11 protein-coding genes are annotated in these 13,903 nt (G+C 33.7%); 6 read left to right on the plus strand and 5 right to left on the minus strand.

Annotated elements, in window-relative coordinates; translation table 11 throughout:
- Nucleotides 1-210 precede the first annotated feature (210 nt).
- On the minus strand, nucleotides 211-2,862 hold the full coding sequence (locus tag H7F21_RS02255) for a T9SS type A sorting domain-containing protein (protein ID WP_185787607.1): 2,652 nt from the start codon (nucleotides 2,860-2,862) through the stop codon (nucleotides 211-213).
- Between the two features lie 661 nt (nucleotides 2,863-3,523).
- Between H7F21_RS02255 and rpiB the strand changes: the two genes are divergently transcribed.
- From rpiB to H7F21_RS02275, 4 genes are all read left to right on the plus strand, one after another.
- A complete protein-coding gene (rpiB, locus tag H7F21_RS02260; protein WP_185787608.1) occupies nucleotides 3,524-3,958 on the plus strand; it encodes a ribose 5-phosphate isomerase B in 435 nt (144 codons plus the stop codon).
- Nucleotides 3,959-4,873, plus strand: coding sequence for a cation diffusion facilitator family transporter (locus tag H7F21_RS02265; protein ID WP_185787609.1), 915 nt, complete (start codon nucleotides 3,959-3,961; stop codon nucleotides 4,871-4,873).
- Between the two features lie 78 nt (nucleotides 4,874-4,951).
- Nucleotides 4,952-5,395 (plus strand): GNAT family N-acetyltransferase, encoded by a 444-nt coding sequence (locus tag H7F21_RS02270; RefSeq protein WP_185787610.1) that lies wholly within the window; start codon nucleotides 4,952-4,954, stop codon nucleotides 5,393-5,395.
- Nucleotides 5,396-5,451: 56 nt separating this feature from the next.
- A complete protein-coding gene (locus tag H7F21_RS02275; RefSeq protein WP_185787611.1) occupies nucleotides 5,452-5,889 on the plus strand; it encodes a GldM family protein in 438 nt (145 codons plus the stop codon).
- Here H7F21_RS02275 and H7F21_RS02280 read toward each other — a convergent pair.
- The 3 genes from H7F21_RS02280 to rnpA all read right to left on the minus strand — a co-directional run bounded on the left by H7F21_RS02280 (nucleotide 5,886) and on the right by rnpA (nucleotide 8,874).
- Nucleotides 5,886-6,725, minus strand: a complete 840-nt coding sequence (locus H7F21_RS02280; RefSeq protein WP_185787612.1) for an OmpA family protein — start codon at nucleotides 6,723-6,725, stop codon at nucleotides 5,886-5,888. The two genes, H7F21_RS02275 and H7F21_RS02280, sit on opposite strands and share 4 nt — an antisense overlap.
- A 141-nt stretch (nucleotides 6,726-6,866) precedes the next feature.
- A complete protein-coding gene (locus H7F21_RS02285) occupies nucleotides 6,867-8,501 on the minus strand; it encodes a S41 family peptidase (RefSeq protein WP_185787613.1) in 1,635 nt (544 codons plus the stop codon).
- The gene (gene rnpA, locus H7F21_RS02290; RefSeq protein ID WP_185787614.1) at nucleotides 8,482-8,874 is read right to left on the minus strand and encodes a ribonuclease P protein component; all 393 of its coding nucleotides are present in this window, start codon (nucleotides 8,872-8,874) and stop codon (nucleotides 8,482-8,484) included. Before rnpA ends, H7F21_RS02285 begins: the two co-directional genes overlap by 20 nt.
- Before the next feature lie 140 nt (nucleotides 8,875-9,014).
- Between rnpA and H7F21_RS02295 the strand changes: the two genes are divergently transcribed.
- Nucleotides 9,015-10,859: a glutamate-cysteine ligase family protein gene (locus H7F21_RS02295; RefSeq protein ID WP_185787615.1), complete on the plus strand. Its 1,845-nt coding sequence runs from the start codon at nucleotides 9,015-9,017 to the stop codon at nucleotides 10,857-10,859.
- 4 nt (nucleotides 10,860-10,863) lie between these two features.
- Nucleotides 10,864-12,063: a succinylglutamate desuccinylase/aspartoacylase family protein gene (locus tag H7F21_RS02300; RefSeq protein ID WP_185787616.1), complete on the plus strand. Its 1,200-nt coding sequence runs from the start codon at nucleotides 10,864-10,866 to the stop codon at nucleotides 12,061-12,063.
- 26 nt (nucleotides 12,064-12,089) lie between these two features.
- Here the strand turns inward: H7F21_RS02300 and H7F21_RS02305 are convergent, their stop codons facing one another.
- Nucleotides 12,090-13,892: a M1 family metallopeptidase gene (locus H7F21_RS02305; RefSeq protein WP_185787617.1), complete on the minus strand. Its 1,803-nt coding sequence runs from the start codon at nucleotides 13,890-13,892 to the stop codon at nucleotides 12,090-12,092.
- Nucleotides 13,893-13,903 lie beyond the last annotated feature (11 nt).

Raw genomic sequence — 13,903 nt, forward strand, 5'->3', positions numbered from 1 at the left:
AAAAGTGTTAGGAATTCTTCATTTTTAACTTAATAAAGGTGGAAGTGAAGTTATTAAGTTTTGTACAAAGCTACGGTATTAAAATTTAATAAGGTTTAGATAAGGTTAAATTAATGAAAAAGCGCTGTCAAATTTGCAGTGTTTAAATCTCTATCAACAACTTCTCAATATAAAATTCTTAACAAGAATTTCACTCCAAGAAACAATGACCTAATCTATAATTAACTTTTTAGAGCCTTTGCCTTTGTTGGTTTCTACTTCTACAACATATAAACCTGAAGCTAATTTAGAGGTATTTATTGTAATTTCTTTTGAAGTTAAAACTAATTGACCAAAGTTATTATAGATAGTTGCGTTTTGTAATTCAGTACCATTTCCTAATTGAATTGTGACTTGATTGTTTGTAGGGTTTGGAAATATTTTAAAATCTGATAATTCAGATTCTTTAGTAGATAAAAGTGTACTAAAATCATATACTTTTGCTTGTCCTGAATTTTCTCCGTTGACATCATTTCCTGGTGATCCAATAACTAATCTTCCATTTCCTGAGATAGCCAAACTATGACCAAATTGATCTCCAGTAATTTGACCATTAATATAATTTCCGATTTCTGTCCATATTCCTTGAGTAAATTCGTAAATTCTTACTTGGCCTGAGGATTCAGTATTACCGTTTAATAATGGATATCCAATTGCTACCACTTCTCCATTAGGTGCTAAACTAAGACTACCGCCTTCAAAATCAAGTACAGCTTCACCTACAATATCATTACCTTTTTGTATCCATGAACCATTGGAGTATTCAAAAATTCTTGTAATTTCTGGATCAACTCCATCACTTTCTTGGGCTCCCACTGCAATGGTATTGCCATCTGATGACATATCAACGTGAAATCCTAATCTATCTAATTCTTCTCCTTGTATATCATTACCTTTCTGTATCCAAATTCCACTAAGATTTTCATATACACGAACATGGCCTGAAGAATCTCCATTATTACTATTAAGTGTAGCTCCTATAGCTATGAAGTTTCCATCTGATGATAGACTTAAATCACTTCCTGATCTGTTAAATAAAGCATCACCATCAATATCATTACCAATTTGTGTCCATACGCCACCTAAGTTTTCATATACACGTACATGACCTGAATCTTGACCATTACCATCATTAAAAAAAGCACCTATGGCTACTATCGTTCCATCTAAAGATAAATCTACACTTATACCTGACGAATCTAGTGCTGCTTCACCATTGATATCATTACCAATTTGCGTCCATACGCCACCTAAATTTTCATATACGCGTACATGACCTGAATCTTGACCATTGTCGTCATTGTTAGTAGCTCCAATTGCAATTATACTTCCATCTGATGATAGAGATATGCTTGAACCCGAATAATCAAAACTTGCTTCACCATCTATTCTATTACCCAGTTGAGTCCAACTTCCATTACTATTTTCATATATTATTACCTGACCAGCTTTAATGTTCTGTATTCCATTGTCTTTATTGTTAGAAGCTAAAGCAATAATGTTACCGTCTGAAGAAATACTAGTGCTGTAACCTAGTTGATCAGATGAATAGGTTCTATCACCATCTATATCATTACCTACTTGAATCCAATTACCACCGATATCCTCAAAAATTCTTGCATGACCCGAGTCATACCCGTTACCGTCATTGTATTTTGCACCTATAATGACTGTATTACCATCCGATGATAAACTTACACTGTTTCCAGATTGATCGGACACTGCCTCACCACCAATCTCACCACCCACTTGAGTCCATATACCCCCAATATTCTCATATATTTTTACATGTCCAGAATTTATTCCATTATTATCATTACCTGTTGCACCTATAGCCACTTTACTTCCATCCGATGATAAACTTACACTTTCGCCAAAAAAATTTGCACTATCTTCTCCGTCTATATCATTTCCTATCTGTGTCCAATTTCCATTCGTATATTCATGGATACGAACGTGGCCTGATATAAATCCGTTTTCTGCATTCCAATTGGCTCCTATAGCTACTACATTACCATTCGATGACAAACTTACACTATGTCCTGAACGATCTCCCGCATCTTCACCATCTATATCCGATCCCAATTGTACCCAATTATTTGAAACATTCTCAAAAATACGAACATGACCAGAACGGTTGCCATTTCCATCATTAAATCTAGCTCCAATAGCGACAATATTTCCATCTGAAGATAAACTAATACTATTTCCAGAAAAGTCTCCTGTTTGTTCTCCATTAATATCATTACCAACTTGAATCCAAACACCATTTATATTTTCAAAAATTCGAGCATGGCCTGAATTAGTTCCATTATTATCATTATTTCGTGCACCAATTGCAATGACGTTTCCATTTGAAGATAGACATAAACTATATCCAAATTGGTCATTAGCTGAAACTCCAACTACGTTTGCACCTATTTGGGTCCAATTACCATTTACATTTTCAAAGATCTTAACATATCCTGAGTTGTCTCCATTCACCCCTTGACCAATAGCACCAACAGCTAAAACACTTCCATCTAATGATAAACTCACGCTATGCCCAAATTGGTCCATAGCTGATTCTCCTTCAATATTATTTCCTATTTGAGTCCAGACACCACCTATATTCTCATAAACTTTTACACTACCTGAGTTTTCACCATTCACATTTGTTAATGGACTGCCTATAGCAACAATACTTCCATCTAGGGATGAACTTACGCTAGCTCCAAAATCATTATACAATCTACCTTGTTCTCCATTGATATCTTGACCTATTTGAATTTGACTAAAACCTAAAAAAGGAATTAAAAAAAATAAGAGTAATAGTTTTTTCATAATAGCTAATTAAATATTCATCTTACAATAATATATTATAAAAAAGCAGCGTAAAAACTTTAAGAGCTAAATTCGACATAATAATCACTTATCAACATATATATACATATCATCATTTTTCTTTTAAAATTTAAAAAATAAAATGATGGTTATTATAGCATGTTAATAGTAGGTATAACTTTTTTAAGTTTGATTTTGATTAGTGACTTATTAAATATATTGAAGAGGTAATTAACAATATTTATAACTGTAACTACTTCATTTTTAAATCTATTCTCAAAACTATACACAACTGTTAATAACAGATGTTAATATAAAAAATGAATAGTTTTTAAATAAAATATTGTTCATTTCGCCTATTACATCTATTAATAACTAACTCGAAAAAAATAACTAACTAATTTGGTGTTTAAGTTTCAATTTTGGTTTGAAAAAATAAATAGATAAACCTAATTTTTCTTTTTACGAGTTGTGAACAGTTATTAACAAGTAATGAGTTAAGCTATCAACCAGATTTTATTATTTGTAACTTTGTTGAAAGTTAAATTATTAATTATTTGTCACACTGAGCTTGTCGAAGTGACTTTTTTAAAATCTTATCATTTATACTTGAAAAGGATTTCACGACTATGCTAGAAATGACTATTTTTTAAATTATAAAATGAATATATCCATAGGAAATGATCACGCAGGACCTGAATATAAGCAAGCAATTGTGAACTTTTTAGAAGCAAAGGGACACACCATTACTAACTATGGTACAGACACATCAGATAGTGCTGATTATCCAGATTTTGTGCATCCAGTAGCAAAAGATGTTAACGATGGCAATGTAGATTGTGGTATTTTAATTTGTGGTACTGCAAATGGTGTGGCTATGACTGCTAATAAATATCAAAATGTTAGGGCAGGTATTTGTTGGATGAGTGAGATAACAGAACTCACAAGACAACACAATGATGCTAATATTATTTGTATTCCTGCACGTTATACTTCAATACCTCAAGCGATAAAAATGGTTGATGTATTTTTAAATACCGAATTTGAGGGCGGTCGTCACAAAAGACGTATAGACAAGATTCCATTGTCATGTTAAATGGGCCATTCGCACTCCCATAACCACTCCCATGCTCACGATCTTAACGGTCGTAATTTATTTATTTCCATACTACTTAATATTGTTATTACTGTGGCTCAGGTCATTGGTGGATTAGTTTCAGGAAGTTTAGCCTTATTAAGTGACGCATTACATAATTTTAGTGATGTTGTTTCATTAATTATTAGCTGGATTGCTAATAAGTTAGTAAAGAAAAAGGCGTCTTTAAAGCGTACCTTTGGTTATAAACGGGCGGAAATTTTAGCGGCCTTTATTAATGCTTCTACATTAATTATTGTAGCTATTTTACTGATTTTTGAAGCTATGGAGCGTTTTCAAAATCCTCAAGAAATAGGATCTAATTTGGTTATTTGGCTTTCTGGTATTGCTATCTTAGGAAATGGCTTTAGTGTGCTATTATTGAAGAGAAATGCAAATGATAATATGAACATGAAGAGCGCCTATCTTCATTTATTAACGGATATGATGGCTAGCGTCGCCGTTTTGATTGGTGGTTTACTCATGAAGTTTTACCAAATCTGGTGGATTGATAGTGCTCTAACTTTCGCTATATCAATCTATCTTATCGTAATGGGTTGGAACTTACTAAAGGATTCTTTCAAAGTCTTGATGTTGTTTACACCAGAATCGACGTCTGTTGATGCGATTGTTGAAGATATTCAGAGGATAGAAGTAATAAAAAATATACATCATGTGCATATTTGGCAATTGAATGAAGATGAAATACATTTAGAGGCGCATATAGATTTTAATAAGGATATCAAATTATCAGAATTTGATATTATTTTAAATGAGATAGAAGAACTTATATTTCATAAATACGAGATCAATCATATTAACATTCAGCCAGAATTTGGAAAATGTGATGCAAAGGATGTGATTGTACAAGATTAAAACATTTCTTTTCAAAAAGGAATTTCTTAATATTTTAGCAGATCGCCACGCTACGCTCGCAATGACAAGTGAATTATTATGATTATCATTAAAACCAAAACATTCGAAGAATTAAATACCAAGGAGCTTTATGATTTGCTTCAATTGAGAAGTGAAGTCTTTGTGGTTGAACAAGATTGCGTTTACCAGGATGTTGATGGTAAGGATCAAAAAGCATTACATGTTTTAGGCTATAAAGGACAGAAGTTAATTGCCTATACTAGAATTTTTAAACCAGGCGATTACTTTAAGGAAGCGAGCATTGGCAGAGTCGTGGTTAAGGAAAATGAGCGACAGCATCAATATGGCTACGATATTATGAATACTTCAATAAAAGCAATAAAGCATTATTTTAATGAAAGTTCAATAAGAATTTCTGCTCAGACCTATTTAGAGCAGTTCTATAATAATCTAGGTTTTGAAGCTGTGGGTGAGGAATATCTAGAAGACGGTATTCCACATATTAACATGATAAAAACTTAGATTTTATAAATTTTTTCCCATATTTACACCTCTCAAAGCCCTAAACCTACTACAATATGAGAACTTTATTTTTGCTCTTATTTATTTTAAATGGTTCATTCAGTGTAAATAGAAATTCTTCAGAACCAAAAATCAAAAGATTTCCCTGTACTTTTCAATTATCTGTTAATCAACTAATTGCTGATGATTTAAATTTTCAATGTGACAGTGCTTATGAAAATAAAGCATTTAAAATCGAAAATTTTAGAATTACATTTAAAGGACAGCCATCAATTCTAGTTTCTGGAAATACTCTTAATAAAAAATCAAAAAATCTAGCTAAAAATCTTAAAGTTGGAGATTTTGTGACCATATTTATGATAGAAAACATCATAAAAGATGGTAAAAAATCTAATGATTATAGTACAATACTTATAAAAATCATAGACGAACCCACAAAACTAACAGAAGAAGAAAAACTTACTGATAAAGAAAACCCAACTGAGAAAGGTTAATTAGTTTTTTTTATTACTCTCGTTACCAATATTTCAACACGTCTGTCAAGTTCGGGCTCACCACCTAAAGGAAACTTACGTCTATGACCAACAAACTTCATACGATAGCGCTTCACTCCTTTTTCTGCTAAATAGTCATATACACGTTTGGCCCTGGCAAGGGAAAGATTTCTCTTTTTTGTTTTACGATCTATAGCGTCTCTTGTACCATAGGTGCAGCAGACATGACCTTCGATTGTAAAGTAAATATCTGTTCGCTCTACTAAGATTTTTGCAATATCATCCAATTTGACCTTAGATTCCTTGGTCAAATAACTATAACCAGTTCTAAATAAAATATTCTCCAATTGAATTTTATCACCTTCTTTGAGCTCACCCTTAAGGAGCTCTTCTGTACTTTCCTTTTCTGGTTGCTCTGCTTTTTCACGAGGAGGATCATAGGGTTGTACAATAATCTCCACCTTTCGATTTAATCCTCTGATTTTATATAAATCATTATCGTGTACGACATTAAGAAGAATTTCGCCTTTACCATCTACATTGGTGATGACGGATTCATCAAATTCGTTGTTTGAAAATACTTCTTTTATGGCATCTGCACGTTGTTGGGATAATACTAGATTATAAGAATCACTGCCTCTATCATCACAAAAACCATAAATGGAAATTTTCTTAACATCCATGTTTTCTATCTCAGATAAGAACAGTAGTAATCGGCTTTCTTCGGTTTCTGGAATATCGTATTGATCCGTTAAAAAGTAGACTTGATGCTTTATCTCTTTCTGTGGAAAAGCAATAAGGAAACTTAGGTATATAAGTATGAGTAGGGACTTCATTATTTTAGAATTTTCTTACTAAATGAAAATGTCTTAAATGTTAAATATAAATAATTTTAAACTATAATCACTATTTACGGTTTTAACGACGAGATTATTGCTTACAGAAATCGTGCCTAAATTACATTGCTAATATAAATCCTATCTCAAAATACTAGCATATTGAGCAGGATTATTAAGTATGCCTAACGCTTTTTTAATTTCAGGATTATTAGAGGTATAATAATCGTAAAGCCCTTCACTATAAAAATAACGTTTTATGATTTCGTCAGTTAATAAAGACTTTAATTGCGCTTTATTGTCGTCAATAGCATTTGACTTATAAGCTTGTAAGGCAGCTGATAAATTATGATATTCTGAATTAATAACGCCTTCAAGCTCTTCTTCTTCTGCTATTGTCATTGCTTCGCTAAGTGCTTTTTCTGTTTTGGTTTCAAAATTAAAGTTGGATGTTTTTAAATACTTTTTAAAATTCTTAAAATTAGAATCCGTCACTTCAAATCCCTTTAAATCGTCAACAGAATTATTAAAGTAATACTCTGTAGCATAGTTAAATACTAAATTTTCATTTAAAATAGCTCTTGTTATAGGTGTTTGCTTGGAAAGCTCAATTTCTACATCTGGTTGTACGCCACCACCATCAAAAACATCACGACCGTTTTTTGTTTTAAAGGCATTATAATTCTCTTTTTTGGTTCGTGTTGCCTTTCCATTTTCATCTCTATTCCAATAATCCAAAGCTTGTATACATCTGCCAGATGGTGTGTAATATCTCGATATGGTAATTTTCATCTGTGTACCATAAGTCAAGGGTTTTGGACGTTGCACTAGGCCCTTTCCAAAACTACGAGAACCAACAACTACAGCTCTATCCACATCTTGTAATGCTCCAGATACAATTTCACTAGCTGATGCACTACTACCATCAATTAATACTACTAACGGAATTTCCGTGTCAATAGCATCACGCTTGGTGTAATACGTCTTATTGTATTTCTTAACTTTCGATTTCGTAGTGACCACCAATTGGTTTTTAGGTATAAAAATATTGGTAACATTAACAGCTTCATTAAGCAAACCACCTGGATTCCCTCTTAAGTCCAAAATAAGTTGCGTGGCCCCTTGATTTTTTAAGGCTCTCAAGGCACCTAGAGTTTCTGCAGAAGCTTTCTCATTAAACTTTCTTAGTACAATGTACCCAGTTTTATCATCTACCATGGAATAGTGCGGTACTGCTTTAATTTCGAGAGACTCTCTTATTATTTTCACAGTGTTTGTTTTTCCTTGTCTTTTATAGGTGACATTAACTTCAGTTCCAGCTGCTCCTTGAAGAAGATTGGCAGCATCATCCTTAAAATCCGAAACTAAGACATTATCGACTTTAATAATTTCATCGCCAGCCTTAAGACCAGCTTTATCTGCAGCATAATTTTTATAAGGCTCAACGATTACGAGCTTATCTTTTAAGGTTAGAACTTTGGCGCCTATACCCGTATAGTCGCCAGCATTGTTGATTCTGGCCGATTCTACATCCTGCTCATTATAAAACTGGGTGTAAGGATCCAAGTCGTCCAACATACTCTTAATGGCAGTATCCATGAGTTCTCCAGGATTGGTTTCATCAACATAGTTCATATTAAGTTCTTTGAACATCGTTGTAAAAATTTCAATCTGTTTAGCAATTTCAAAGAAATCGTTCTTAAAGGCTGTTGTGCTAAAGAATATTACAGTGGCTAATACTGGTAGCACTATTTTTTTATGTAGAAGTTTTTTCATTATTAGAAGTTTTATCTAAGAATTTACGAAACAACAACTTAATGTTATTATTAAGTTTAGCAAAAGTTGTTCCATCTTTGCTAAGGTATAAAATCATAAACGCATAAGATGTTGAACTATTGTTAAAGTATAAGGGTTTGTTTAGCCGATATGTCTCGCGAAGTAGTCTTTTAATACGATTTCTGGCTACTGCAGTTTTATGAAGTTTTTTGCTCACAGAAACAGCGGTTTTTAATACAGAATCATCTTCAAATTCGGTCTTAAGGTAAATCAGGCGTAAAGGATATACCGTAACAGCACTTCCCTCATTAAACAATTGTTCGATGAGTTTTTTACTCTTTAATTTATCTCTTTTGCTGTATTTAAACGACATATTTTAATGCTTTCTTTCCAACACCTATCTTCGACACTACCTTTATCCAAGGGCGTTTTGAGATTCTCCATGACAAAAATCATATTTTAAGGCTTTAGTTTAGAGTAACTTACAAAAACTAATCATTTTCCATTTAAATTATGGGACACTTAGATGTAAAGCAACTTAAAAGCCCCAAAGATAAAGCATTATATATTCACCATCTTATTAAAGACCTCAAAGCTTTGGATATAATGCTTGAAAAGGGATTAATTGAAAAAGAACCTATAAGAATTGGAGCGGAACAGGAGTTTTGTGTCGTGAGCAAAAGGCTCTTTCCCAACAATAATAGTATTGATGTATTAGAGGCTATTAATGACGATCACTTCACCACAGAAATAGGAAAATATAATCTTGAAATAAATTCTGACCCGTTACTTCTTACAAAAGACTGTTTTAGTAAATTATACAAACAATTAGAAGCACTACTGGATAAAGGCGTTGAAGCTGCAAAAACAAAAGGTTCCAAAATTATTCTCACAGGTATACTACCCACTTTAAGACTTAAGCATATTACCGAAGATTATATGACGGACAAACCAAGGTATCACGTGCTAAATAATGCGTTAAAATCCTCTCGAAGAGAATGTTTTAATATTCATATTAAGGGTGTGGACGAACTTAACTTGATACATGACAGCGTGATGTTGGAAGCTTGTAATACCAGTTTTCAAACGCATTTACAAATCCATCCAGATGAGTTTGTTGATAAATACAATTGGGCTCAAACCATCGCTGGACCAGTTTTGAGTAGTTGTGCTAATTCTCCTATTTTATTCGGACGAGAACTTTGGGCTGAAACAAGAATCGCCCTATTTACTCAAAGTATTGATACGCGCACTAATTCATTTATTCATAATGAGAAACAATCGCGCGTTAGTTTCGGTGCGGATTGGGAAAACGGGATAGTAACAGACATCTTTAGAGATAACATATCTAGATTTAGAAGTCTTCTAACATCTGATGAGCATGATGACAGTATAGAAAAATTGCAGAATGGCGAAATTCCTAAATTAAGAGCGCTTCAATTGCACAACGGTACGGTTTATAAATGGAATCGCGTATGCTATGGCGTGGGTGAAGGCAAGCCTCATCTAAGAATAGAATGTCGCTATATTCCATCGGGACCTACACTTCTTGATGAAATAGCCAATATGGTGTTTTGGGTAGGTCTTATGCTCGGACAACCAGAGCAATATGAAAAGATTCACGAGAAAATGGCATTTAAGGATGTTAAAAACAACTTCTTTAAAGCGGCTCGAAACGGTATGGAAACACAGTTTAATTGGAATAAGAAATTAATTTCAGCCAAAGACTTAATTATTGATGAGCTCCTGCCTATAGCTAAAGCAGGACTTCATAAAGCGCAAATATCTGTAGACGATATTGATAAGTACCTTTCCATAATTAAAAAACGCGCTGAATCTCACAACGGATCTCAGTGGATGCTCAATAATTATAGAAATCTACAAAAAACAAAAACCAATTTCGAAGCGCTTCAGAACATTACTGCATTCATGCACAAACACCAACTAAAAGAGCAAACTGTTGATGAGTGGGATTTATTCGATCCAGATGACAACTTAAAGATTGATATTAGTCGCATCGTAAAGCACAATATGAATACCAAAATGCTCTTGGTCGACCAAAAGGATAGCTTAGAATTGGTAAGCAATATTATGAAATGGAAAAACATTCATCATTTACCCGTTATAAATAAAAACAAGGAGCTTACGGGCTTATTGACTTGGACTGATTTGATAAAACTAGGCGATAAAGATCTACATTTATGTGTAAAAGATGTTATGACCAGAAACCTAATCACCATATCACAAGAAGCACCCCTGGAAGAGGCAGAAGAACTCATGAGGGTGCATAAGATTAATTGTCTACCAGTAGTTCGTAACAAAAAATTACTAGGTATTTTAACCTCGAACGATTTATAAAGAGATGCAAGCAAGTCTAGTGGTTAATAATAGGCACAACAAAGTGTCAGAGCACATATGTCATCATATTATTGGTGAGAATTCTGGAGCGACCATTGTATTTTTTGGCGGTATCCACGGCAACGAATACGCCGGTGTTAAAGCTTTAAATAATGTGCTAAAACATATTGAGCCAAAAGATGTTTATGGTGAAATTTATGGTGTACTTGGCAATATAAAGGCATTAGAAGAGAATAAACGCTTTTTGGAATCTGATCTTAACAGGATGTGGACATCTGCACGGTTGCGAGATTTAAGAGAAAACGATCAATTAACGCAAGAACAAATAGAGCAAAAAGACCTACTTGGTTTTATAAATGTACTCTTAGCTACGAAAAAAGGACCATTATATTTTATAGATTTACACACAACCTCTAGTAAGTCCTTTCCTTTTATAACTATTAACGACGCCTTAATCAATAGAAAATTTTCGAGTTGTTTTCCGGTACCCATAGTTTTAGGAATTGAAGAATATTTAGACGGCCCACTGTTGAGTTACCTCAACACCCTGGGCTATGTATCACTTGGTTTCGAATGCGGGCAACATATGGATCCAAATGCTGTTGTTAATTGTGAAGCCTTTATTCATTTAGCTCTTAATTATTCTGGACATCTAAAACTAAATGGTATTGATGAACATGAAAAGGTTTTGAAAGACGCATCCGGTGATGTGTCTTCAATTTTTGAAGTTATTTATAAGTACCATATAAAACCCAAGGAAGACTTTGAAATGCAACTGGGTTTTGAAAGCTTTCAGAATATTGAAAAAGGAACGTTGCTGGCAATAACCGATGGGATAAAGATATATTCAGATTTTAATGCAAAACTCTTTATGCCACTATATCAGAAATCAGGAAATGACGGTTATTTTATTATTAGACAAATACCTTATTTTTTTCTTAAACTCTCTGAAACGCTTAGAAAAATAAAAGCAGATAATCTATTAACAATTTTACCAGGTATTACATGGCAAGATAAACAAAACGGCGTTTTAAAAGCTAATTTATCGGTAACACGTTTTATGGCGAAATCTATATTTCATTTATTCGGTTATCGAAATAAACAAATAGATAAAAGCCACTTACTTCTGTATAATCGAGAGCGAGTCTCTAAAAAGGAAATGTATAAAAATGAGCTTTGGTATAAAAAATCCAGAACTTTATAGAAAATCCGGATTTTTTTTGAAAAAAACTATTCTATTGCAAACACATTATTCTCCCGTTTCACATCGGCCATCATTTGCGATGGATCTATTTCAACCGATTTCACAGCTTTTTTAGCTTCAAACGTATATGTTGGCATTGCCCAAGCCCAATCATCAATAATTGTGGCTGAGGTTGGCTTTTCACCACGCATCATTTGTAATGGAATATAAAACAGCTCAGTGGTACCATCTGTATAAGTTACCGATAGATCAATAGGCATTGGCATCAATCCTATGCGTTCTAAAGTAATAGATTTATCTTCTACAGCTTTTACTCCATAATCAATATTATTTGTGGTCTGGGCAAAATCCATTAAGTACCAATCTAATTCCAAGTCCGTAACTTTTTCTGCAGTGCGCACTACATCCATAGGTTTAGGATGCTTAAACGAGAAGTCTTCAAAATATTTTTTTATGGTCTTTTTTAGGTTTTCTTCCCCAATAATGTAACCAAGTTGAGCAATAAATACAGCACCCTTGCTATAAGCCGCAGCACTATAAACTTGATTATAGGTATAACGATCAGCATGCGTAGTTAATGGTTGCTCATAGCCCGAATTAGCTAATGCGATATAGCTCCTGTAGGATCTATTCAAAGGATTGTCACTTTTGGTTGCGCTTAGCTCATTTTCAGCGAGTGTAGAAATATAGCTTGTGAAGCCTTCGTCCATCCACTCGTGTTTTGCTTCGTTTGTCGCTAATAAAAATTGAAACCAAGTGTGCGCCATTTCATGAGCAGTAACACCCAACAAACTACCATAACTGCGTTGTCCAGTAATTAGTGTGCACATGGCATATTCCATACCGCCATCTCCACCTTGAATTACGGAATACTGATCGTATGGATACTGCCCAATATTTTCACTAAAATAGGTCATGAGCTTAGCTGTATCTGGCTGAAGATTTTTCCAGTTTTCAATATATTTTGGTTCTAAATCTTTTTTGTAATAAAAATGTAATGTTGGCCCATTAGGCATTTCTAGAGTATCATGAATGAAATCCGGATCTGCTGCCCAAGTAAAGTCGTGGACATTTGGCGCTTCAAAATGAAGTGTTTTTTTATTTCCACTAACTTTAGGATCACCTTTAACATAACCAGTACCGCCAACCACATAATTTTTATCAATGGTTAGTTTCACGTCAAAATCTCCCCAAACACCATGAAATTCCCTAGCTATATATGGATCTGCGTGCCAGCCCTCATCATCATATTCAGCTAACTTAGGGTACCATTGTGTCATGGATAAGGCAACTCCTTCTTTATTATTTCTACCAGAACGACGAATTTGGACAGGAACCTGAGCATCAAAATCCATATCAAAGGTTACTTTTTCGCCAGGTTGAATAGGCTGATCTAACTTGACCTCCAAAACAGTCCCAACAGTTTCGTATGAAATAGTTTTACCGTTTTGCTTTAATGAATTGACCTTGATATAACCTATTTCGTTAGGTTGGAGTTTACTAATACGATCACCAATTTTTGGACTCGGATCCGCTATGGTACGGGAACGCACATCCATTTCACTTCCGGGCTGAAACGCGTTAAAATACAAGTGATAATACACACGATTTAGTACGTCCGGAGAATTATTGGTATACACCAATTTTTGTTTACCCGCATATTGATAGGTGTTAACATCCATATCAATTTCCATGTCATAATCCACGTGCTGTTGCCAATAACCATCATTTGATATTGTTATGGGTTTTGTGTTTTGAGTTGGTTTTTCTGTTGCTCCGCAAGAGAACATCAAAACGAAAACAGTAAAATTTAAAATTGCTTTTTTCATAAAATTCTTTA

Source organism: Winogradskyella flava, assembly GCF_014243395.1.
GTDB lineage: Bacteria > Bacteroidota > Bacteroidia > Flavobacteriales > Flavobacteriaceae > Winogradskyella > Winogradskyella flava.

Coding starts and splice junctions, on each gene's coding strand:
- H7F21_RS02255 (WP_185787607.1), bottom strand. CDS start 2,862: ATGAAAAAACTATTACTCTTATTTTTTTTAATTCCTTTTTTAGGTTTT.
- rpiB (WP_185787608.1), top strand. CDS start 3,524: ATGAATATATCCATAGGAAATGATCACGCAGGACCTGAATATAAGCAA.
- H7F21_RS02265 (WP_185787609.1), top strand. CDS start 3,959: ATGGGCCATTCGCACTCCCATAACCACTCCCATGCTCACGATCTTAAC.
- H7F21_RS02270 (WP_185787610.1), top strand. CDS start 4,952: ATGATTATCATTAAAACCAAAACATTCGAAGAATTAAATACCAAGGAG.
- H7F21_RS02275 (WP_185787611.1), top strand. CDS start 5,452: ATGAGAACTTTATTTTTGCTCTTATTTATTTTAAATGGTTCATTCAGT.
- H7F21_RS02280 (WP_185787612.1), bottom strand. CDS start 6,725: ATGAAGTCCCTACTCATACTTATATACCTAAGTTTCCTTATTGCTTTT.
- H7F21_RS02285 (WP_185787613.1), bottom strand. CDS start 8,501: ATGAAAAAACTTCTACATAAAAAAATAGTGCTACCAGTATTAGCCACT.
- rnpA (WP_185787614.1), bottom strand. CDS start 8,874: ATGTCGTTTAAATACAGCAAAAGAGATAAATTAAAGAGTAAAAAACTC.
- H7F21_RS02295 (WP_185787615.1), top strand. CDS start 9,015: ATGGGACACTTAGATGTAAAGCAACTTAAAAGCCCCAAAGATAAAGCA.
- H7F21_RS02300 (WP_185787616.1), top strand. CDS start 10,864: ATGCAAGCAAGTCTAGTGGTTAATAATAGGCACAACAAAGTGTCAGAG.
- H7F21_RS02305 (WP_185787617.1), bottom strand. CDS start 13,892: ATGAAAAAAGCAATTTTAAATTTTACTGTTTTCGTTTTGATGTTCTCT.